The sequence below is a fragment of the Roseomonas marmotae genome (assembly GCF_017654485.1).
In the GTDB taxonomy this organism is placed as follows: domain Bacteria; phylum Pseudomonadota; class Alphaproteobacteria; order Acetobacterales; family Acetobacteraceae; genus Pseudoroseomonas; species Pseudoroseomonas marmotae.
The window spans coordinates 980,833-999,949 of record NZ_CP061091.1; the positions used below are offsets into that span (position 1 = coordinate 980,833).

Consider the following 19,117-nt stretch of genomic DNA (forward strand, 5'->3'; position numbering starts at 1 on the left):
CGGAGGCGCCGCCCCTGCCGCTGCCGCCGCCCAGCCCTCCGGCCGAGGAAGCACCACCGCCGGCGCCCACGCCCGAGCCCGCGCCGCGCCCGCGCGTGGCGGAGCCGGCGCGGCCCACCCCGCAGCGCCCGGCGCCATCCTCACCCTTCGCGGGCACGCTGGACCTCTCCCGCCAGGCCCCCTTCGCCCTCGCGCCGCCGCCCGCCGGTGGCGCGCCGCGCCAGCGGATGCCGCCGGGCAGCCTCGACCTCAGCATGGGGCGCGTGCCGCAGCAGCAGCGGCGGACCCCGATGCGGCAGGACACCAACGGCAACCTCAGCCACGAAGGCGGGGCGGAGCCGAGTGGCAGCTGGAGCGGCGCCTTCATGGCCTGGGTCCGCGCCCATTCCTTCTACCCGCCGCAGGCCGCCATGAATGGCGAGGACGGGACCAATTCCGTGAGGATGGTGATTGACCGCAGCGGTCGGGTGCGCTCGGTCGAACTGCGCCGCCGCTCGGGCTCGCGCTGGCTGGACCTTGGGATCCAGTCCATTTTCCGGGACCAGCAGGTGCCCGCCTTCACGCCGGATATGGAAGGCGACACGATGACCATCACCTTCACGGTCAATTACATCCTGGTCTATCGCTGAGCGGCGGCCGGAGGATGACGATTTCCGTGCCCCGGAGCCCTCTGGCCAGTCACAAACACCGCAACCCGGCTTGACCTTGGCCCCTCTGCCGTGCCTCTGCTGCGCGCCCTCTATGAGTTGGAGAATTCCTTTGAGCGATCAAACCCGTCCGATGAGCCGCCAGGACCTGATCGACGCTGTCGCCGCCGCCACCAGCCTGCCCAAGACCCAGGCCGATACGGCGCTGAAGGCGGTGCTGGCGACCCTGGGCGACGCTTTGGGTGAGGGCCGCGAGGTTCGCCTGGCCGGCTTCGGCAGCTTCGCCGTCAGCGAGCGCGCCGCCCGCAAGGGCCGCAACCCCGCCACTGGCGAGGAAGTGGAGATCGCGGCCAGCAAGTCCGTGAAGTTCAAGCCCGCCAAGGACCTGAAGTCCCGTCTGGGCTGAGCCTGGCCGGCCCTCGGGCGCGGACATGAAAAAGGCTCCGGGGGTGACCCCGGAGCCTTCTTCTTTTCAGGCATTGTCTGTGGGCCAGTCGGGCCCGGCCTGATACCGGCCAGCCCTGCCGGGCCGGCAGGGTCGTCTCAGGCCGTGCGCGAGGACACGGAGGACGAAGAGATCCAGGCCTGGGCCGCCGTGGCCGCGATCAAACAATGAGACACCGGATCACCTCCTTTCAGTTGTTGCTGCGATAGTGCCGAAATGGGTTCTCCATCGCGGTGCCGCAAGCCTCACGTTGGTGGAAAGTTCTTCATTCGTGCCAGGTGCGGCCATCGCGTTCGATCAGCGCGATGGCGGCGGTGGGGCCCCAGGAACCGGCGGCATAGGGGCGCGGCGTCTCCGGCCTGTCCGCCTGCGCCTCCAGCAGTGGCTGCACCCAGGCCCAGGCCGCCTCCACCTCGTCACGCCGCATGAAGAGCGTGGGATTGCCGCGCACCACATCCATCAGCAGCCGCTCATAGGCGTCCGGGAAACGCTGCCCGAAGGTCTTCTCGAAGGAGATGTCGAGGCTGGTGGGGCGCAGGCGCAGCCCGCCGGGACCCGGCTCCTTGGTCATCACCTCCAGCCGCATCCCTTCCTCCGGCTGCAGGCGGATCAGCAGCCGGTTGGGCTCGCGGGCCTGCGCCTCGGGCGGGAAGAGGGAGAAGGGCGGCATGCGGAACTGCACCACGATTTCCGAGACCTTGCGCGGCAGCCGCTTGCCGGTGCGGAGATAGAAGGGAACCCCTGCCCAGCGCCAGGAATCCACCTGCGCCTTCAGGGCCACGAAGGTCTCGGTGGTGCTGGGCCCCCAGCCCTCTCGCTCTGTTCCCGGGAAGGCGGCGAGATTCTCGAGATAGCCCGGCACCGGCTGGCCCTCCACCGCCCCGGCACCATACTGGCCGCGCACCACCACGGCCTGGGCCTCGCGCGGGGAGAGGGGGCGGAGCGCGCGCAGCACCTTCAGCTTCTCGTCCCGTACCGCATCGGCATCCAGGGAGAGCGGGCTTTCCATGGCCAGCAGGCAGAGCAGCTGGAGCATGTGGTTCTGCACCATGTCCCGCAGCGCGCCCGCCCGGTCGTAATAGCCGCCGCGCGTCTCCACCCCCACCGTCTCGGCCACCGTGATCTGCACGTGGTCGATGACATCGGCGTTCCACAACCGCTCGAAGATCGGGTTGGCGAAGCGCAGCGCCAGCAGGTTCTGCACCGTCTCCTTGCCCAGGTAATGGTCGATGCGGAAGGTCTGCGCCTCCGGCACCACCACGCCCACCGCCTCATTGATGGCGCGGGCGGAGGCGAGGTCATGCCCCAGCGGTTTTTCCAGCACGACGCGGGAGCGCGCGTTGATGGCGCCGATCCCGGCCAGCCTGGCGCAGACGGCGCCATAGAGATCGGGCGAGGTGGCGAGATAGAAGACCCGCACCTGGCCGGATCGCTCCTCCAGCAGCGCCACCAGCGCCTCCCATCCCCGGCTGTCATCGGCCCCGACGGGGCGGTACTCGATCAATGCCAGGAAAGCCCCGATCACCTCCGGCTCCAGCTCGGCCGCAGGCAGATGGGCGCGCAGCGCGGCCTCGGCCCGCTGGCGATACTCGCTGGTGGAGAGCAGGCTGCGGGCGGCGCCGATGATGCGGCTGTCAGTGCCGAACTGCCGGTCCCGGAAGCGCCCGTAGAGCGAGGGCAGCAGCTTGCGCATCGTCAGGTCGCCGGTGGCGCCGAAGACCACGCAGTCGAAGGAGGGGACGGGCAGGATCCGGGCCATGGCGCACTCACTGGGGCAGGGGGTGGCGGCGGTCGGGATGTGGCCTCGGCACGGGCGAGCATGCTGCGCCCGCGCGCGACGAACCTCCCTCCTTCAGGAAGGATGGGTGCGCTGCGGCATGACGGAAAGGGGCGGCCGTCAGGCCGCCGGCGGAAGCAGAGGCACCCTGACGCGCGTCAGGGGGCGGAGTGGCCTGCCGCGGGCGGCCGGTCCATGCGCTTCGCCACGTGCCGGCGCCGCCGCCATCCCGTCCATGTCCCGGTCTCCTCGTATGGCGGCAGCCTTCGCGGCAGCGTGATGTGGCATCGGCGCGGGTTGGGGTGAAAACTTCCGGCGTGCTTGTCATGAATCCCTGCGGCCGCGTTCATGCTGGCGCGGCAGATCAACGCGGAGGCCTGGCCCATGCAGAACCCGATGACCCGTCGCCTCCTGTTGCAGGGGGGCGCCGGCCTCGCCATCTCCGCCGCGCTGCCGGGCGGCTTCGCCCGCGCGCAGTCCGGTGGCCGCCGCATCACCGTCTCCTCCAAGCTGGATACCGAGGGTGCGCTGCTGGGCGAGATGATCGCCCAGGTGCTGGAGGCGAAAGGCGTGGGGGTGGAGCGCAGGCTACAGCTTGGCCCGACCAGGATCGTGCGCGGCGCGCTGCTGGCCGGCGAGATCGACATCTATCCGGAATACACCGGCAATGGCGCCTTCTTCTTCAATATCGAGGACGACCCCGCCTGGCGGCAGCCCGCCGCCGCCTATGACAAGGTGCGGGCGCTGGATGCCGAGAAGAACAAGGTGGTCTGGCTGAAGCCCGCCAGCGCCAACAACACCTGGGCCATCGCCGTGCGGAAGGATGCCGCGCCCCCCGGCCAGACGCTGGCGAGCCTGGAGGATCTGGCGCGGCTGCTGGGCGGCGACTTCAAGGGCCGCTTCAAGCTGGCGGCCTCGGCCGAGTTCGTGGAAAGCCCGGCGGCGCTGCCGGCCTTCCAGCAGACCTATGGCTTCAGGCTGGAGCCGGCGAACCTGCTGGTGCTGGCAGGGGGCGATACCGCCGTGACCATGCGCGCGGCGGCCGAGAAGATGAACGGCGTCAATGCCGCCATGGTCTATGGCACCGATGGCGCCATCGCCGCGCTGGACCTGCAAGTGCTGGCGGACCCCAAGGGAGCGCAGATGGTCTACCAGCCCGCGCCGACGGTGCGGGGGGAGGTCGCGGCGGCGCATCCGCAACTCGGGGAATGGCTGAACCCCGTCTTCGAGTCCCTGACGCTGACGGGGCTGCAGGGGTTGAATGCCAAGATCGTCGTCGAGGGGCAGAACCCCCGCGACATCGCCCGCGCACACCTGCATGGGCTGGGCATCGGATAGGCCCCGCGTGGCCCAGGCGCGGCCCCAGGTCCTGACCGGCTCGGGGGCCGCCTCCGCCAGCCATCCGTCCATCCCGCGTGAGGCCACGGCCGCCGCCCTGCTGGCGGCGCTGGCGGCACTCCTGCCCTTCCTGCTCGGCTGGCTTTCGCTGGCGCCGAACCGGCTGGTCTCGGCCCGTCCGGTGGCGCTGCCGCTGGCGCAGGTGGCGCTGCCGCTGGGCGCTTTCCTGCTCTGCTGCCTGGGCGTGGCGCTGCTGGCGCGGCGGCGGAGCCTGCTGCCCTGGGCGGAGGCGGCGGCGGGGCTGGGCTTCCTGGCGCTGCTGGCCACCACCGGGCTGGGTGCGGGCGCGCTGCTGCAGGATGCCTCGCGCCTCGCACGGGTGGCGCCGGGGGCGGGGGCCTGGGCCTCGGCCCTGGCGCTGCTGCTGGCGGCGGGGTGCTGCGCCGCCGGGGGCGGGCGGATGGCGGGCGCCACGCCCGTCCGCTTCCTGGCGCTGGCCGTGCCGGGGCTGGTGCTGCTGGTGGCCAGCGGAATGCTGGACCCGCTCTCCCTGCTGCGCGAGGCTGCCTCGCGCGGGCCGGAACTGCGTGCGGCGGTGCTGCGCCATGTCGTGCTGTCGGCAGGAGGCCTGGCCCTGGCGGCGGCGGTGGCGGTGCCGGCGGCCTTGCTGGCGCTGCACCGGCCCAGGCTGGAGGCGGCGCTGATGACGCTGGCCAATGGCCTGCAGGTGGTGCCGGCCATAGCCCTGTTCGGGTTGCTGATGGCGCCGCTGGCCGCGCTGGCGCGGCTGCTGCCGGCACTGCGGGAGGCAGGCCTGGGCGGCATCGGCGCCGCGCCGGCGGTGATCGGCATCGCGGCCTATCTGCTGCTGCCGCTGGCGGCGGGCATGATGGCCGGGCTGCGGCAGGCGCCGCCCGCCCTGCTGGATGCCGCGCGGGGCCAGGGCATGGGCGAGGCCGCCATCCTCCGCCACCTGCGCCTGCCACTGGGGCTGGGCGCCATGCTCGGCGGGCTGCGGCTGGCAGCCGTGCAGGCGGTGGGGCTGGCGACCCTGGCGGCGCTGGTGGGAGCCGGGGGGCTGGGCGCCATCGTCTTCCAGGGCATCGGCCAGTTGGCCGCAGACCTGATCCTGCTGGGGGTATTGCCGGTGGTCGCGCTGTCCCTCTGCGTCGATGCGCTGCTGGCGGTAGCGCAGCGGGCGCTGATGCCGCCGGGAGGGCGGGCATGATCCGCTTCGACGGAGTCACCAAGCGCTATGGCCTGCTGGCGGCGGTGGATTCCGTCAGCCTGGAGGTGCGGGCACGGCGCATCTGCGTGCTGCTGGGCGAATCGGGCTCGGGCAAGTCCACCCTGATGCGGATGGTCAACCGGCTGGTGGAGCCCGATGCCGGGCGGATCATGCTGGATGGCCGCGACATCGCCACCGTCCCGGCCGAGGCGCTGCGGCACGGCATCGGCTATGTCATCCAGTCCGTCGGGCTTTTTCCGCACTGGCGGGTGGCGCAGAACGTGGCCACCGTGCCGCGCCTGCTGGGCTGGGACGAGGCGCGCATCGCCGCCCGCGTGGATGCGCTGCTGGAGCTGGCCGGCCTGCCGCCCGCCGAGTTCCGCGACCGCTATCCGCACGAACTCTCCGGCGGGCAGGCGCAGCGTGTCGGGCTGGCCCGCGCCCTGGCGGCGGACCCGCCGGTGCTGCTGATGGACGAGCCTTTCTCGGCTCTCGACCCCGGCATCCGGCGCGGCCTGCAGGCTGAGCTGCGGCGCATCCATGCCGAGACCGGCAAGACCATCCTCTTCGTCACCCATGACGTGGAGGAGGCGTTGCTGCTGGCCGACGAGCTGGCGGTGATGCGGGACGGCCGGCTGGTGGCGCATGGCCCGCCGGCCCGGGTGCTGGCCCGCGATGCCGGAGCCGAGGTGCGGAACCTCTTTGGAGAGGCGACGATGGCCTTCCACCGCCTGGGCACGCTGCCCGCGGCGCCCCTGGCCCGCTCGGGAGATGGCGCCGCGGCGCCGCTGCTGGCCGGGGATGCCACGCTGAAGCAGGCGCTGATGCTGATGCTGGAACATGGCACCGACCGGCTGGCCCTGGCCGGCGGCGGCGCCCTGCATCTCTCCGACATCCTGGCGGCGGCGTGAGGCTCTCCCGCCGCGCCTGGACAGTGGTGGCGCAGGGCATGGCCTTCCTGCTGGCGCTCTGGGCGGCGCCGCATCTCGGCGCGCTCTGGGGCGCGCTGTTCCCGGAGGTGCAGCGCCCGGTCTGGGAGCAGCGGGGCTGGTTCGCGCTGCTGGGCTCGCATCTGCTGCTTTCGCTCGGCGCGGCGGCGGTGGCGGCGCTGCTGGGGCTGCTGGCCGGCATCCTGGCCACGCGTCCGGGCGGGCGGCGGCTGCGGCCGCTGCTGGACGCGCTCTTCTCCCTGGCGCAGTCCGTGCCGCCCATCGCCGTCATCGCCCTGGCGCTGCCGGGCCTGGGCTTCGGGGCGGCGCCGACCCTGCTGGCCCTGGTGCTCTATGCCTGCCTGCCCGTACTGCGCGGTGCCGTGGCGGGGCTGGACGGCGTGCCGCCGGGGGTGCTGGACGCCGCGCGCGGCACCGGCATGGGGCCCTGGCGGATGCTGGCGCAGGTGGAGATGCCGCTGGCGCTGCCGGTTGTCCTCTCGGGCCTACGGCTGGCGGTGGTGCTGTCCATCGCCACCGCGGCGGTGGGGGCCATGGCCGGAGCGGAATGCCTGGGCACCCCCATCGTGGTGGGGCTGGCCAACAACAATGGCGCCTATGTGCTGCAGGGCGGGCTTTTCACCGCCTGGCTGGCATTGCTGGCGGACCGGACACTGGCATTGCTGGCACCGGCGCAGCGCTGAGGGAGGGGGACCTGGCCGGCCGGATGGCCCGCACATTGTCCGGGCCTGACCTGCTGCGCCACTCCGGTGCCCGTCCCCGCCCAGGCGATCAGGGTCCGCGTCAGCCCAGTGCCTTGCAGAGCGCCTCGCCCGCGCCGGCGGCGGCGACCACCATGGGCTTGCGCCACTGGCGCAGGTCGCTGTCCGCGGCCTCGGTGGTGAAGGCCTCCAACGGCTTCCAGCCGTCCGGGTCGCGCGCGAAGGCCTCGCCGCCCGCCGCCCGCACCAGGGCCAGCCCGCCGGCGATGTCCCAGACATTAGGGTTCTCAAACTGCGCCACCTCCATCAGTCCGGCGGCGACGAAGGCGCATTCGATGGCGGCCGAGCCGGTGCGGCGCGGCTCCCAGCGCTGCGGGGAGCGGTGGGAGGCGTCGCGGAAGCCGCCCAGCCGGCGCTTCACCTCCGCATTGCGGCGGGGGATGACGGGTTTCTCCTCGAACATCAGCGGCCCGCCCTGGACGCAGTGATAGACCCCGGCCCGCAGCGCGTGGGAGGAGGCGCACCACAGGGCGCCCGCGATCGGCACCCCGTCCTTCACCACGCCGATGGAACCGCAGAAGAGCGGGAAGCCATTGATGAAATTCGCGGTGCCGTCCACGGGGTCGATGGCCCAGGTCACGCCGTCCGGCTCGGTGGGCGGATTGGCGAATTCCTCGCCAAGCACCTGGTGGTCGGGGAAGCGCGCGGCGATTTCGGCGCGCAGCGCGGCCTCCACGGCACGGTCCACCTCGGAGACCGGGTCCTTCAGGCTGTGCTCGGTCTCGGCGGTGGGTTTGTAGTGCACCTCCAGCGGGCGGCCCAGCGCCGCTGCCATCTCGCTGCCCGCCAGCCGTGCCAGCCGCAGGGCCAGCTGGCCGATGGCGTCGAGATCGAGGTCGGAAGCGATGCGGGATGCGGTCATGGGGCAGAGGCCTTCTGCGGCGCTGCGAGGCAGGCGGGCGGGATCAGGAAGGTCAAGGGCTCCGGCTCCACCCGGAAGGCCAGGCTGACCGGACCGGGCCAGTCCAGCGGCTCGTCATCCAGGCGGAGATGGCCGCCGGGCCAGTCGATGGCGGCGGTGGCGCCACGGCGGATATCGACGGGTGGCGGGCCGCTGGCGGGGGCTTCCAGCCAGTCCAGCATGGCCTGGCGGCGGGCTGGCGGCAGGGTGACAACATCCAGCAGCCCGTCCCCGGGATCGGCATCCTGCGCCAGCACGAGGTTGGGGCCGAAGAGCGGGATGTTCATCACCTCGATCAGCAGCGTCTCTACCAATTCCTGCTGCCCGTTGACGGTGACGCGGGCCTGCCGCGGCTCGGCGTCCAAGAGGACCCGGCGGAAGGCATCGCGGCCGGCCTCGACGCCGGATGTGCCGGTCTCGTCTGCAACTTCCACCGCCTGGGCGAAGGCCCCGAAGCCCATGGCCTCGACGAAGCGGCGGCGCTGGAAAGGAGCCGGGCCACCTGCCGCCTCCACCACCGCCAGATTCAGGTGCCGGTGCGCGGCCTCCGCCCAGCCCTCGGCGAAATGGCGGGCGGAAGGCCAGGGGCCGAGGGCGCGCGCCAGATTATTGGCGGTGCCCAGCGGCAGCACGGCCAGCCTCAGGTCGCGCCGCTCCAGCCCGGTCGCGACCCTGCCCAGGGTGCCGTCGCCGCCGGCCACCAGAATCAGCCCGGCAGGAGTATCCAGGCCCTGCCGCAGCGTGTCTCCCTTGGTGCCGTGCAGTTCGACCTGCAGGCCGGAGGCGCGCAGCAGCGCCACCAGCTCCTCCTGCGAATGGTCTTCGTCCCCCGCGGAGGGGTTGTGGAACAGGATTGTCCTCATGCCGGCATAACGTCCGGGTGCAATCCGCGTTCCATGGCCACGTGCCGGCTTTGGCCGATTGCTCTGGCCATGCTGGCAACCCCCTGGCCCCGCCGGATGTTAGCCGGCGGAACGATATGTCAGGGAAAGGACCATTGGCCATGAAGACGCTCTGCGCGGCAGCAATTCTCCCGGTGCTGGCCTTGGCGGCCTGCGATAGCGGGCAGATGTCGGCCTCCTCGCCGACCCCCTCCGTCTCGACCTCCACAAGCCCGAGCTTCAGCACGCCGGAGCCGGCGATGCCCCGGCAGAACCAGAGCAGCGGCAACCAGGGCAGCAATGTCGGCCCGAGCGGCGGGGCAGGCAGCGCGGGAAGCGGGCCGGGCACTGCCGGGACTGGTGAACGGTAACAGGCTCCGGCAGTCTTCCCTTCTGACGGCAAGGCCGGGAAGGGGGCGTCGTCAGGCTCTCCGCCCCTGCTGTGGGCGGAGGGGATCAGGGTGCCCCAGGCCCCGGCCCGGCCGTATCGACATAGCGGGCGATGGCGGGTTTGGGGGCCGAAAGCCGGGCGATGATGCCGCGGCACCAGCGCTGCGCGGGAATTTCGACCCGCTGATACAGCACCCAGGATGCCACGGCCGTCACCGCCAGATAGGCCAGCAGCGGCACCAGCTCGGGGATGCCTGGCTGGACCAGCAGGAACTTCACCCAGGTCTTGACCAGGTAGTGGACGAGATAGGTGGAGTAGGAGATGGCGCCCACGAAGATCAGCACACGGGTGCTGAGGAGCCGCGCGACAGACCCGCCAGGGTCCGCCAGCGCATAGATCAGGCAGAAGAAGCCGAAGGGCATCAGGATGTAATCCGGCGCCAGCCCCAGGGCGAAAGCGGCGGCGCAGGCCAGGAACAGCAGCAGGCCGGCGCTGTTCTCCAGCGGATGCCGGGCCGGGTGGAAGGCGATGATCCGGTGCAGGCCGATGCCGATGCTGAATTCCAGCACGCAGCGGATGAGGCCGAAATGCTCGATATCGTCGCCGATGCTCGGCACCAGGGCCGCGGCCAGACCGGCGAGCAGCAACAGCAGCAGCAGCACATAGGACAGCGCCGCCGTCAGGCCCGTGACGAAGCGGGAGACGCCGAAGGCGACCAGCGGAAAGATGAGGTAGGCGAACATCTCCGTGCTGATGGACCAGGCCGGGACGTTCCAGAGCAGCCGGTCGGTGAAGCCCCAGTTCTGGATCAGCAGCAGGCTCTGCAGGTAATAGCCGACAGGCAGCTCCCCTTCCTGCAGGCCCTGGCTTGAGAACAGGGCCACCGCGACCGGCACGCTGAGATAGAGGATCATCACCAGCAGGTGCAGGGGATAGATCCGGGCGAGTCGCATCCCGTAGAAGGTGAAGCTTCCCCTGACGCCGTTACGGAACTGCTGGCTGTAGTTCAGCGAGATGACGAAGCCGCTCAGGATGAAGAACAGGTCCACTGCCAGGTAGCCATAGGCGGCGGTGGAGGCCAGGAAGGCCGGCCAATGCGCCGGCAGTCCCTCCCGGAAGTGATAGAGCACCACCCACCAGGCGGCGATGCCGCGCAGGGATGTGAGGGCGTCGAGTTGCATACGCGCGCTCAAAGCCGCTCTCCGGGCTGGGCTTGGGTCACGTGATGGCCAGGCTCTGCCGGGCTCAGGGAAGCCGCCAGGACCGCCGTACCGTGCCGGCGGCGGGGGCTCCCTGCGACGAGATGGCGGCCGCGCCCTGCCGGGCCGGAGAACGGAGGCCCCAGCTGGCCTCTTCCGGCAGGGAAGCCCCGGCCTCGGCCAGTGCGCGCTTCGTATAATTGGCCATGCAGGCGGCCAGGGCGAAGGAGTAGAACAGCATCGGCTGGAAGGCGATGCCGATGAAGGCGCCGCAGACCAGGAGAGTCAGCAGAGAAACCTGCATGGCGATGGCGAGATCCCGGCATCGCGCCAGGGCGGGCATCATCTTCGCCCGCCGTCCGCTGCGGTGCAGGGACAGGAAGGTGGTCAGGACCAGCCCGGCATAGAGAATGGCACCGGGCCAGCCATGTTCCCCCAGCACCTCGAAATAGATGCTGTGGAAGGCCTTGCCACGGACCACGTGAGCTTCGCCGCCGTCCTCACCGGGGTAGTGGACCTCGTTGATCTCATAGGCATTGAAGCCGCCGCCGGCCGGGTGGGTGGCGACGAAGCCCAGCGTCCATTGCCAGACCAGGATGCGGCCGAGCGCGGAATCCTCGTTCTTGTATTCGCCGATGGTCGAGATCCGCTCTTCCCAGGCATTGGAGGTGAAGAACACGATCGAGCCGGCCACCATCGCCCCGAGGATCGCGCCCAGGATCTTCTTATCCGACCGCAGCCAGAGCGCCACGCCGAGCACGATCAGGCCGATCAGCGCGGTGCGGGCATAGGTGCCGATCGCGCAGGCGATGAAAACGGCGATCATGAAGAAATACAGGTACTTGATGTATTTCTTCGGCAGCAGGATGGCGTGCTTGGACAGGTAGAACAGCCCGGGGATGGAATAGAGGCTGACGGCGGCCAGGGTGCTGCCTTCGGCAAAGCCGGAATTGCCGGAGACAACGCCCAGCTGCTGGCCGTAGCCGCCGCCGCTGATCAGGCTCTTGATGCCATAGGGCATGATGTGGATGGCCAGGGAGAAGATGTAGACCTGCAGGAAGGCCTCGATCTGCACGTAGGAGCGGATGACGAGGGGGATGAAGGCCGAGATCAGGATGGTCTTGAAGGCCCAGTCCCATTTCACCACAGCCGAGGCCGGGGAGACGGCGAAGAAGAAGGTCGTCACCGTGACCCACCCCGCCAACATTAGCGTCAGAGCCGTATGGACGGAAAACGGCGCCGGCGCCTTCCGGTCGAACAGGAAATAGCCGCCGATGGCGGCGGCGCCCATGAGCGCTGAGACCGGCAGGGCTGTCAGGATGGAGTAGGCGATGTCCTGCGGTGTGAAGGTGTCGACCCAGACATATCCGAGGGTCAGGACGAATGGCGCCACGGCGCCAAGCCCCAGGAAGGACAGATAGACCAGCGTGAGATAGAGGCTACGCATCGCTGAAGTCCTTACCTCTTATTCGCCAGGTTCTGGGCTGCCTTCGCCCGCCATCCGGTAGGCCCGGAGCCGCCGGCCTCCGTCACTCCCGCATCTGCCCAGGTGGCGGCGGGCGGTGGCTCCTGCGTCCCGGCCCTGCCTTCGCCGCGCGGCTGTCTCCGGCTGCCCGGGGCGTCGGAAGGCGCATTCGGGCGCCAGCCGTTTCGCATGGTACCAAGATGCCCCTTGGCCGCTTCCACCAGGGCTTCCGGCCGGAACCATGGAATCATCCGGTCCAGGATGATGGCCCTGACCACCACGAAAAGGATGATGACTGTGGTGAACAGGATGAAGGCCAGGTCGATCATGGTTGCGCCTACGCCATCGCGCCACCGGCGCCCAATGCTGTAAATAGCAGGCAGCATAACACAAGGGGCGGGCCGAGAAAGCGGCATGGCCCCGAGTTCCGCGCCTGCGGGCAGGCCGCTGGGGGCAGGGAATGCCGGGTGAGGGGATCGAACCCCCGACCTTCGGTTTACAAAACCGCTGCACTACCGCTGTGCTAACCCGGCCTGGCTGCACGTGCCATGGCGGACGGCCATGGGCGGCACCCTGCATATCCGAACTCCCCAGGCCGGCCAAGGGTGAGTTGGCCTGGGAAAAGGTATCGCCGGTCGTCGCCGGCAAGGCGTCCCCCCCGCCGCTATCCGCGGCAGGGGGAGCGGACCTTCAGGCCGCGCGCTCGCCGGCGCATTCCCGCAGGCATTCGGCCAGGATGTCCATGCCCTCGTTGATCAGGGCATCGGCGGCTGTCAGCGGCACCAGGAAGCGGATGACATTGCCGCGCACGCCGCAGGAGAGCAGGATCAGCCCCTTCTCGCCCGCGCGGACCACCAGGGCCTTGGCCAGGTCGGGATCGGGGCGGTCGGCCTCGCCATTGGCCACCAGCTCCATCGCCACCATGGCGCCGAGGGCGCGGATGTCGCCGATCACGCCCTTCAGGCTGTTGGTGTCCTGCATCTGCTTGATGCGGCTGACCATCAGCTCGCCGATCTCGTTGGCGCGGGCGCAGAGGTTCTCCTCCTCGATCACGTCCAGCACGGCATTGCCGGCGGCGCAGGCCAGCGGGTTGCCGCCATAGGTGCCGCCCAGGCCGCCAGGGCCGGGGGCGTCCATGATCTCGGCCTTGCCGGTGACGGCGGAGAGCGGGAAGCCGCCGGCCAGGGACTTCGCCATGGTCATGATGTCCGGCTCCACGCCGGAATGCTCGATGGCGAACATCTTGCCGGTGCGGGCGAAGCCGGTCTGCACCTCATCGACGATCATGACGATGCCATGCTCGTCGCAGATGCGGCGCAGGCCCTGCAGCAGCTCCTTCTGGGCAATGTAGAAGCCGCCCTCGCCCTGCACGGGCTCGATGATCATGGCCGCGATGCGCTTGGGGTCCACATCGGCGCGGAACAGCGTCTCCAGCGCCTCCAGCGTCTGCTCCACTTCCTTGCCGTGGTAGGTCACGGGGAAGGGCAGGTGGTAGACATCGCCCGGCATGGCGCCGAAGCCGACCTTGTACGGGACCACCTTGCCGGTCAGCGCCATGCCCATCAGCGTGCGGCCATGGAAGGCGCCGGAGAAAGCGATGACGCCGTTGCGGCCGGTATGGGCGCGGGAGATCTTGATCGCGTTCTCGATCGCCTCTGCGCCGGTGGTCAGGAAGATGGTCTTGCGCGGGCCGCGGGTCGGCACTTTTTCATTCAGCCGCTCGGCCAGGCGGACATAGCCCTCATAGGGCATGACCTGGATGCAGGTATGGCTGAAATTCTCGAGCTGCGCGGCGACGGCCGCCTTCACCTTGGGGTGGAGATGCCCGGTGTTCACCACCGCGATGCCGGCGGCGAAGTCGATGTAGCGCTTGCCCTCGACATCCGTGATCTCGGCATTCTCCGCCTTGGCGGCGAAGACCGGCAGCTGCACGCCCAATCCACGCGGCAGGGCCGCCTGCCGCCGCTCATGCAGCGCCTTGTTGCTGTCTGCTGCCGTCACGCCCATCGCTCGTCACTCCTGAAACGCCGAAACAACGAGACGATGCGCTGCCCCTCAGAACGGGGCAAGAGGGGTCTGCGAGGAAGAGGACGGAAGTGGCCTCCTTCGCCGGCGCAATGGCGCGGGGTGCCGGCATCCGGCTCGGCTGAGGCTGGCGGGCCTGCCCCGGGGCGGCTCTCCCGGCGGCCCGCCAAGCCCCTCAGGCGTGCCACGGGTTTTCAGGCATGACCGGCGACGCCATAGGTGCTGGCATTGGTGGCCCGTACCACGGCGGCGAAGAGCCGCAGCGCATCCGGGCCGCCCTGGTCCAGCAGGGCGCCTCCCTCCATCTCCCGCGCCAGCAATTCGGCATGGGCGGCCAGGGTCTCGGCCGCCCGCTCCAGCGCCTGGCGTGAGAGGGCGATCTGCATTGTGTCGGATAGCTCGTGCCATTCGGCGGGCCGCATCGCGTTGTCCTGTGTGCTGGGCCGTTCTGGCAGGGTCTCCGCCCCTGGGCGGCCATCGCACATTCGCCGACAAGGCTTGAGAAAAGATGAACGGCGCCGCCGGCGCCGTTCAACCTCCGTCAGGTTTTGTCGGACCCGCCGTCCCGCGTCAGCTCATAGAGGGCCACGGTGGCGGCGGCGGAGACATTGAGGCTCTCCATCGCCGGCAGGATCGGCAGACGCACCAGCTCGTCGCAGGTCTCGCGCTGCAGGCGGCGCAGGCCGGTATCCTCGGCTCCGAGCACCAGCGCCACGCGACGGTCGCGCGGGCAGGCCTCGGCCAGGCTGCGCGTGGCCTCCCCGGCCAGGCCCATCACCCAGAAGCCTGCCTTCTGCAGGGTCTGGATGGTGCGGGCCAGGTTCACTTCCCGCACCACAGGCACGGTCTCCAGGGCACCGCTGGCGGTGCGGGCCAGCGCCGCCGTCTCGGGCGGGGCATTGCGGTCCTGCATCACCACCGCCGCCGCGCCGAAGGCGGCGGCCGAGCGCAGGATGGCGCCGACATTACGGGGGTCCGTCACCTGGTCCAGCAGCAGCACCGGGCCGTTGGAGGCGGCGATGGCATCCTCCAGATCCGAAGGCGGCAGCGGATCCGCCAGTAGGGCAAGGCCCTGGTGGACGGCATCCTCGGTCAGGAAGGTCTGAAAGCGGTTCTTCTCCACCCGCTCCGCCTGCACGCGCCAGGGGCGGGGCAGGCGCTCGGCCAGCGCTTCCTCGGCATCGGTGGTGGCCAGCAGGCGTCGGACCCGGCGCCGGGGGTTGGCGAGCGCGGCCGAGACCGCATGCAGGCCATAGAGCCAGAGCGAGCCTGCGGGGGCAGCCATGCCGGCGTCGCGGGGCGCGCGGCGGGCGGGCGCCTCAGCCTCCTCGGCGGGATGGCGGGCGCGCTCCTCGGACGCGAAGGGGCGGGGGCGGCCGCGCACCGGCACTTCGGCATGGCGCGGATCCGGGCGGACGCCACGCGGGGCCTGGCGCTCCTCGCCACGGGCGGGTGCGTCAAGGCCGCGCCGGTCCTGGCGAAGAGCGGGGCGGAAGCCACGCGGGGCCTGGCGCTCCTCACCACGGTCGGGCGTGTCGATGCCGCGCCGGTCCTGGCGAGGGGCGGGGCGGATGCCGCGCGGGGCCTGGCGCTCCTCGCCACGGTCGGGCGTGTCGAGGCCACGCCGGTCCTGGCGGGGGGCAGGGCGATCGCCGCGCGGGGCGGCGTGGTGCTGGCGGCCGGGGGCGGCCTCGTCCCGGTCACGGGGCGGGCGGACGCCGCCGGCGCGGGGGCTGGAGGAAGCGGGAAAAGAAGAGCCGGCTGGGCGGCGAGGGGGTCGGGACATGGGCGCATCCTCCGCATCCGGCGGGGCGGAGCAAGCGCGATGATGCATGCCGTGAAGATTCCTGCGCGACACCGCATCACGGCACGTTGACAGAAGGGGAAGAAAGCGGATAGTCCGCCGGCTCCCATCGACCGGGGTCAGGTGGAGGGGTGCCCGAGTGGCTAAAGGGGGCGGACTGTAAATCCGCTGGCGCACGCCTACGTTGGTTCGAATCCAACCCCCTCCATATCCGGTCAGCCGCATGGCTGGCATGGGCTTCTACCCCGGTGGGAGGTGCTACCTGTATCCGGCGTTGCCGTGAGGCCGCGCCGGGCATGGTGCGGGTGTAGCTCAATGGTAGAGCCCCAGCCTTCCAAGCTGGTTGTGCGGGTTCGATTCCCGTCACCCGCTCCAACGTCGCCCGTGTTCAGGCGAGGGAGCAGGTGATTGGAAGTGGGCCGATTCGCGCCATATATGGCGCTGACCGACTGACCGACAGGGTGACGGACGATGGCGAAAGCTAAGTTTGAGCGGAACAAGCCGCACTGCAACATTGGCACGATCGGGCATGTGGACCATGGCAAGACGTCGCTGACGGCGGCGATCACCAAGGTTCTGGCCAAGTCGGGCGGTGCGTCGTTCACGGCGTATGACCAGATCGACAAGGCTCCTGAGGAGCGCGCGCGCGGCATCACGATCTCGACGGCGCATGTCGAGTATGAGACGGCCAACCGTCACTACGCGCATGTGGATTGCCCGGGCCACGCCGACTACGTGAAGAACATGATCACGGGTGCGGCGCAGATGGACGGCGCGATCCTGGTGGTGTCGGCGGCCGATGGCCCGATGCCGCAGACGCGCGAGCACATCCTGCTGGCGCGCCAGGTCGGTGTGCCGGCGCTGGTGGTGTTCCTGAACAAGTGCGACATGGCCGATCCCGACCTGCTGGAGCTGGTCGAGATGGAAGTGCGCGAGCTGCTGAGCAGCTACCAGTTCCCGGGCGACGATATTCCCGTGATCAAGGGCTCGGCCCTGATGGCGCTGGAAGACAAGTCCCCCGAGCTGGGCGAGCAGGCCATCCTGAAGCTGATGGAAGCGGTCGACAGCTACATCCCGCAGCCGGAGCGTCCGAAGGACCTGCCGTTCCTGATGCCGATCGAGGACGTGTTCTCGATCTCGGGCCGCGGCACGGTGGTGACGGGGCGCATCGAGCGCGGCATCGTCAAGGTCGGTGAGGAAGTCGAGATCGTCGGTCTGAAGGACACGACGAAGACGACGGTGACGGGCGTCGAGATGTTCCGCAAGCTGCTGGACAGCGGCGAGGCCGGTGACAACATCGGCGCGCTGCTGCGCGGCACGAAGCGCGAGGACGTGGAGCGCGGCCAGGTGCTGGCGAAGCCCGGCTCGATCACGCCGCACACCAAGTTCAAGGCGGAAGCCTATGTGCTGACGAAGGAAGAGGGCGGCCGCCACACGCCGTTCTTCACCAACTACCGTCCGCAGTTCTACTTCCGCACGACCGACGTGACGGGCGTTGTCACCCTGCCGGAAGGCGTGGAGATGGTGATGCCGGGCGACAACGTGACGATGAACGTCGAGCTGATCGCGCCGATCGCCATGGACCAGGGCCTGCGCTTCGCCATCCGCGAAGGCGGCCGCACCGTCGGCGCCGGCGTCGTCGCCAGCATCACGGACTGATCCCTCCAGCCGTCAGCGGCTGGTCGAAAAAACGGGCCGCCCCTCCTGGGGGCGGCCTTTTTTTGTGCCTCGGGCCGCCGCCGGTATGGGCGCGGCCGCGGAACCTGTCGGCGAAACGGGGTGGCGGGGCCTGGGCAGTGCGGCGGTGGTCCGTCATGAAAGGAATCGGCGTGGCCGGAGCGGCACCCTCTCGACAGGCCCGCCGTGCTGACCTATAGAGCCCCCCTCGCGGCAGCGCTGCTCCGCAGGGACGTAGCTCAATTGGCTAGAGCGCCGGTCTCCAAAACCGGAGGTTGCGGGTTCGAGACCCTCCGTCCCTGCCAGCGCCGCCCGAAGCTTTCCGCCGGGCGGTGGTCGTGAAGCCCTCCGCCCGCGAAGCCTGTCCAGATGGCCAGGTGGTGTTCTTCAGAATCAGGCAGGGTCGCCGGTCATTGGCTAAGTTCAATCCCATCCTGTTCGCTCGCGATGTTCGGCAGGAGGTGGCGCGGGTCACCTGGCCGTCGCGCAAGGAAACCCTGATCACCACCGGGCTGGTGCTGGCGCTGTCCGCGCTGGCCGCTGTGTTTTTCCTGGTGACCGACAAGCTGATCCAGCTGGGCATGAGCCTGCTGTTCGGCTTCGGCGCCTGATCGCGGAGCGCGTTCCATGGCTGACATGAAGTGGTACGTCGTTCACGTCTACTCGGGCTTCGAGAAGAAGATCGCCCAGCAGATCAAGGAGCAGGCCGCCCAGAAGGGGCTGGCTGACCAGATTGGTGACATCCTCGTCCCTTCCGAGGAGGTGACGGAGGTGCGGCGTGGCCAGAAGGTCAATGCCGAGCGCAAGTTCTTCCCCGGCTATGTGCTGGTGAAGATGGCCATGACCGACGATGCCTGGCACCTGGTGAAGGACACGCCCAAGGTCACTGGCTTCCTGGGCGCCCGCAACCGCCCCAGCCCGATTACCGAGGCCGAGGCCCTGCGGATCGTCAAGCAGGTGCAGGAAGGCGTCGACAAGCCGAAGCGCCCCGCCGTGGTCTATGAGGTGGGTGAGCAGGTGCGGGTGGCTGACGGTCCCTTCGCCAGCTTCAACGGCACGGTGGAAGAGGTCGATGAGGAGAAGGGCCGCGTGAAGGTCAGCGTCTCCATCTTCGGCCGCGCCACCCCGGTCGAGCTGGAATACGCACAGGTCGAGAAGGTCTGACCTTCCGATGTCGCCCCGCGCGCTGCTGAGGCGGGCGCGGGATTATTGGGCGGGCCTGCTGGCCTCGCCCGGAGGACCCGGGAGAGTATCCCGAGGCATGGCGGCCGGCGCGGCCGCCGCCATGTTGCCCGCCTTCGGATTGCATCTGGTCATCGCTGCCGCCCTGGCCTGGCTCCTGCGCGGCAGCCTGCCGGTGGCAACGGCCGCCTGCCTGTTCATTGGCAATCCGCTGACGCATCTCTTTCTGCTGCCGCTGGAATTTGAACTGGGGCGCCGGCTGGTGCCGCCTTCCCTGGACCTGTTGCCAAAGCACGGGCCTGGCTGGCTGCTGCTGCTCCTGCCCGATGCGGAGGGAACCCTGGCCGGAGGCCTGCTTCTGGCCTTTATCCTGGGTCTGGCTGTCCTGCTGCTCTCCCGCTGGAGCCTTCGGGCGAAAGAAGCTAAGCCTCGGTAATTGCTGGAGA

The 19,117-nt window shown here is 69.9% G+C and carries 20 protein-coding genes and 4 tRNA genes; 14 read left to right on the plus strand and 10 right to left on the minus strand.

Going from position 1 to position 19,117, the window contains the following annotated elements; translation table 11 throughout:
- Nucleotides 1-95: 95 nt before the first annotated feature.
- Both IAI58_RS04600 and IAI58_RS04605 read left to right on the plus strand, forming a co-directional pair.
- Nucleotides 96-629, plus strand: a complete 534-nt coding sequence (locus IAI58_RS04600; protein WP_208776024.1) for an energy transducer TonB — start codon at nt 96-98, stop codon at nt 627-629.
- Between the two features lie 151 nt (nt 630-780).
- Nucleotides 781-1,053: an HU family DNA-binding protein gene (locus tag IAI58_RS04605; protein ID WP_207450650.1), complete on the plus strand. Its 273-nt coding sequence runs from the start codon at nt 781-783 to the stop codon at nt 1,051-1,053.
- A gap of 304 nt (nt 1,054-1,357) precedes the next feature.
- On the opposite strand, the gene zwf is transcribed toward IAI58_RS04605, so the two are convergent.
- Nucleotides 1,358-2,851: a glucose-6-phosphate dehydrogenase gene (zwf, locus tag IAI58_RS04610; protein WP_207450605.1), complete on the minus strand. Its 1,494-nt coding sequence runs from the start codon at nt 2,849-2,851 to the stop codon at nt 1,358-1,360.
- Nucleotides 2,852-3,265: 414 nt separating this feature from the next.
- Between zwf and osmF the strand changes: the two genes are divergently transcribed.
- Genes osmF through IAI58_RS04630 form a run of 4 tightly spaced genes read left to right on the plus strand, consistent with a single transcriptional unit; the run spans nt 3,266 to nt 7,068 of the window.
- Complete coding sequence (gene osmF / locus IAI58_RS04615) at nt 3,266-4,207, plus strand: glycine betaine ABC transporter substrate-binding protein OsmF (protein WP_237182656.1); 942 nt, start codon at nt 3,266-3,268, stop codon at nt 4,205-4,207.
- 7 nt (nt 4,208-4,214) lie between these two features.
- Nucleotides 4,215-5,435: an ABC transporter permease gene (locus IAI58_RS04620; RefSeq protein WP_237182911.1), complete on the plus strand. Its 1,221-nt coding sequence runs from the start codon at nt 4,215-4,217 to the stop codon at nt 5,433-5,435.
- A complete protein-coding gene (locus tag IAI58_RS04625) occupies nt 5,432-6,346 on the plus strand; it encodes an ABC transporter ATP-binding protein (protein WP_207450616.1) in 915 nt (304 codons plus the stop codon). The genes IAI58_RS04620 and IAI58_RS04625 overlap by 4 nt, the downstream gene beginning before the upstream one ends.
- Entirely contained in the window at nt 6,343-7,068 is a 726-nt protein-coding gene (locus IAI58_RS04630; protein WP_237182912.1) for an ABC transporter permease, read from the plus strand. The genes IAI58_RS04625 and IAI58_RS04630 overlap by 4 nt, the downstream gene beginning before the upstream one ends.
- 100 nt (nt 7,069-7,168) lie before the next feature.
- Here the strand turns inward: IAI58_RS04630 and IAI58_RS04635 are convergent, their stop codons facing one another.
- A complete protein-coding gene (locus tag IAI58_RS04635; protein ID WP_207450618.1) occupies nt 7,169-8,008 on the minus strand; it encodes an inositol monophosphatase family protein in 840 nt (279 codons plus the stop codon).
- The gene (locus tag IAI58_RS04640; RefSeq protein ID WP_207450620.1) at nt 8,005-8,910 is read right to left on the minus strand and encodes a diacylglycerol/lipid kinase family protein; all 906 of its coding nucleotides are present in this window, start codon (nt 8,908-8,910) and stop codon (nt 8,005-8,007) included. Before IAI58_RS04640 ends, IAI58_RS04635 begins: the two co-directional genes overlap by 4 nt.
- A gap of 140 nt (nt 8,911-9,050) precedes the next feature.
- Here IAI58_RS04640 and IAI58_RS04645 point away from each other — a divergent pair, with 140 nt between their 5' ends.
- The gene (locus IAI58_RS04645; RefSeq protein WP_207450622.1) at nt 9,051-9,299 is read left to right on the plus strand and encodes a hypothetical protein; all 249 of its coding nucleotides are present in this window, start codon (nt 9,051-9,053) and stop codon (nt 9,297-9,299) included.
- A gap of 85 nt (nt 9,300-9,384) precedes the next feature.
- Here the strand turns inward: IAI58_RS04645 and IAI58_RS04650 are convergent, their stop codons facing one another.
- The 7 genes from IAI58_RS04650 to rlmB form a co-directional block, all read right to left on the minus strand.
- Entirely contained in the window at nt 9,385-10,512 is a 1,128-nt protein-coding gene (locus IAI58_RS04650) for an acyltransferase family protein (protein ID WP_207450624.1), read from the minus strand.
- Between the two features lie 52 nt (nt 10,513-10,564).
- A complete protein-coding gene (locus IAI58_RS04655; RefSeq protein WP_207450625.1) occupies nt 10,565-11,965 on the minus strand; it encodes a putative O-glycosylation ligase, exosortase A system-associated in 1,401 nt (466 codons plus the stop codon).
- Between the two features lie 11 nt (nt 11,966-11,976).
- Entirely contained in the window at nt 11,977-12,399 is a 423-nt protein-coding gene (locus IAI58_RS04660) for a hypothetical protein (protein WP_208776025.1), read from the minus strand.
- Nucleotides 12,400-12,444: 45 nt separating this feature from the next.
- Nucleotides 12,445-12,516, minus strand: a tRNA-Thr gene (locus IAI58_RS04665).
- Between the two features lie 157 nt (nt 12,517-12,673).
- A complete protein-coding gene (gene gabT, locus IAI58_RS04670) occupies nt 12,674-13,990 on the minus strand; it encodes a 4-aminobutyrate--2-oxoglutarate transaminase (protein ID WP_207450644.1) in 1,317 nt (438 codons plus the stop codon).
- 212 nt (nt 13,991-14,202) lie between these two features.
- Nucleotides 14,203-14,430 (minus strand): hypothetical protein, encoded by a 228-nt coding sequence (locus IAI58_RS04675; protein ID WP_207450646.1) that lies wholly within the window; start codon nt 14,428-14,430, stop codon nt 14,203-14,205.
- Between the two features lie 119 nt (nt 14,431-14,549).
- Nucleotides 14,550-15,392 carry a 23S rRNA (guanosine(2251)-2'-O)-methyltransferase RlmB gene (gene rlmB, locus IAI58_RS04680; protein WP_419555850.1) on the minus strand — a complete coding sequence of 281 codons (843 nt, stop codon included), beginning with the start codon at nt 15,390-15,392 and terminating at the stop codon, nt 14,550-14,552.
- Nucleotides 15,393-15,937: 545 nt separating this feature from the next.
- Between rlmB and IAI58_RS04685 the strand changes: the two genes are divergently transcribed.
- The 7 genes from IAI58_RS04685 to IAI58_RS04715 all read left to right on the plus strand — a co-directional run bounded on the left by IAI58_RS04685 (nt 15,938) and on the right by IAI58_RS04715 (nt 19,107).
- Nucleotides 15,938-16,020: transfer RNA gene (locus IAI58_RS04685), tRNA-Tyr, on the plus strand.
- 93 nt (nt 16,021-16,113) lie between these two features.
- Nucleotides 16,114-16,187 (plus strand) — tRNA-Gly (locus IAI58_RS04690).
- A gap of 96 nt (nt 16,188-16,283) precedes the next feature.
- A complete protein-coding gene (gene tuf, locus IAI58_RS04695) occupies nt 16,284-17,471 on the plus strand; it encodes an elongation factor Tu (RefSeq protein WP_207448639.1) in 1,188 nt (395 codons plus the stop codon).
- A 246-nt stretch (nt 17,472-17,717) separates the two neighbouring features.
- Nucleotides 17,718-17,794: transfer RNA gene (locus IAI58_RS04700), tRNA-Trp, on the plus strand.
- Nucleotides 17,795-17,902: 108 nt separating this feature from the next.
- On the plus strand, nt 17,903-18,100 hold the full coding sequence (gene secE / locus IAI58_RS04705) for a preprotein translocase subunit SecE (protein ID WP_207448641.1): 198 nt from the start codon (nt 17,903-17,905) through the stop codon (nt 18,098-18,100).
- 16 nt (nt 18,101-18,116) lie between these two features.
- Nucleotides 18,117-18,653 (plus strand): transcription termination/antitermination protein NusG, encoded by a 537-nt coding sequence (gene nusG / locus IAI58_RS04710; protein ID WP_207448468.1) that lies wholly within the window; start codon nt 18,117-18,119, stop codon nt 18,651-18,653.
- 7 nt (nt 18,654-18,660) lie between these two features.
- Entirely contained in the window at nt 18,661-19,107 is a 447-nt protein-coding gene (locus tag IAI58_RS04715) for a DUF2062 domain-containing protein (protein WP_208776026.1), read from the plus strand.
- Nucleotides 19,108-19,117: the final 10 nt, after the last annotated feature.

Bases quoted from the DNA above. Each gene is read 5' to 3' on its own strand.
- IAI58_RS04605 (WP_207450650.1), top strand. From the start codon at position 781: ATGAGCCGCCAGGACCTGATCGACGCTGTCGCCGCCGCCACCAGCCTG.
- zwf (WP_207450605.1), bottom strand. From the start codon at position 2,851: ATGGCCCGGATCCTGCCCGTCCCCTCCTTCGACTGCGTGGTCTTCGGC.
- osmF (WP_237182656.1), top strand. From the start codon at position 3,266: ATGACCCGTCGCCTCCTGTTGCAGGGGGGCGCCGGCCTCGCCATCTCC.
- IAI58_RS04625 (WP_207450616.1), top strand. From the start codon at position 5,432: ATGATCCGCTTCGACGGAGTCACCAAGCGCTATGGCCTGCTGGCGGCG.
- IAI58_RS04635 (WP_207450618.1), bottom strand. From the start codon at position 8,008: ATGACCGCATCCCGCATCGCTTCCGACCTCGATCTCGACGCCATCGGC.
- IAI58_RS04640 (WP_207450620.1), bottom strand. From the start codon at position 8,910: ATGAGGACAATCCTGTTCCACAACCCCTCCGCGGGGGACGAAGACCAT.
- IAI58_RS04645 (WP_207450622.1), top strand. From the start codon at position 9,051: ATGAAGACGCTCTGCGCGGCAGCAATTCTCCCGGTGCTGGCCTTGGCG.
- IAI58_RS04655 (WP_207450625.1), bottom strand. From the start codon at position 11,965: ATGCGTAGCCTCTATCTCACGCTGGTCTATCTGTCCTTCCTGGGGCTT.
- IAI58_RS04660 (WP_208776025.1), bottom strand. From the start codon at position 12,399: ATGCCGCTTTCTCGGCCCGCCCCTTGTGTTATGCTGCCTGCTATTTAC.
- gabT (WP_207450644.1), bottom strand. From the start codon at position 13,990: ATGGGCGTGACGGCAGCAGACAGCAACAAGGCGCTGCATGAGCGGCGG.
- IAI58_RS04675 (WP_207450646.1), bottom strand. From the start codon at position 14,430: ATGCGGCCCGCCGAATGGCACGAGCTATCCGACACAATGCAGATCGCC.
- tuf (WP_207448639.1), top strand. From the start codon at position 16,284: ATGGCGAAAGCTAAGTTTGAGCGGAACAAGCCGCACTGCAACATTGGC.
- nusG (WP_207448468.1), top strand. From the start codon at position 18,117: ATGGCTGACATGAAGTGGTACGTCGTTCACGTCTACTCGGGCTTCGAG.
- IAI58_RS04715 (WP_208776026.1), top strand. From the start codon at position 18,661: ATGTCGCCCCGCGCGCTGCTGAGGCGGGCGCGGGATTATTGGGCGGGC.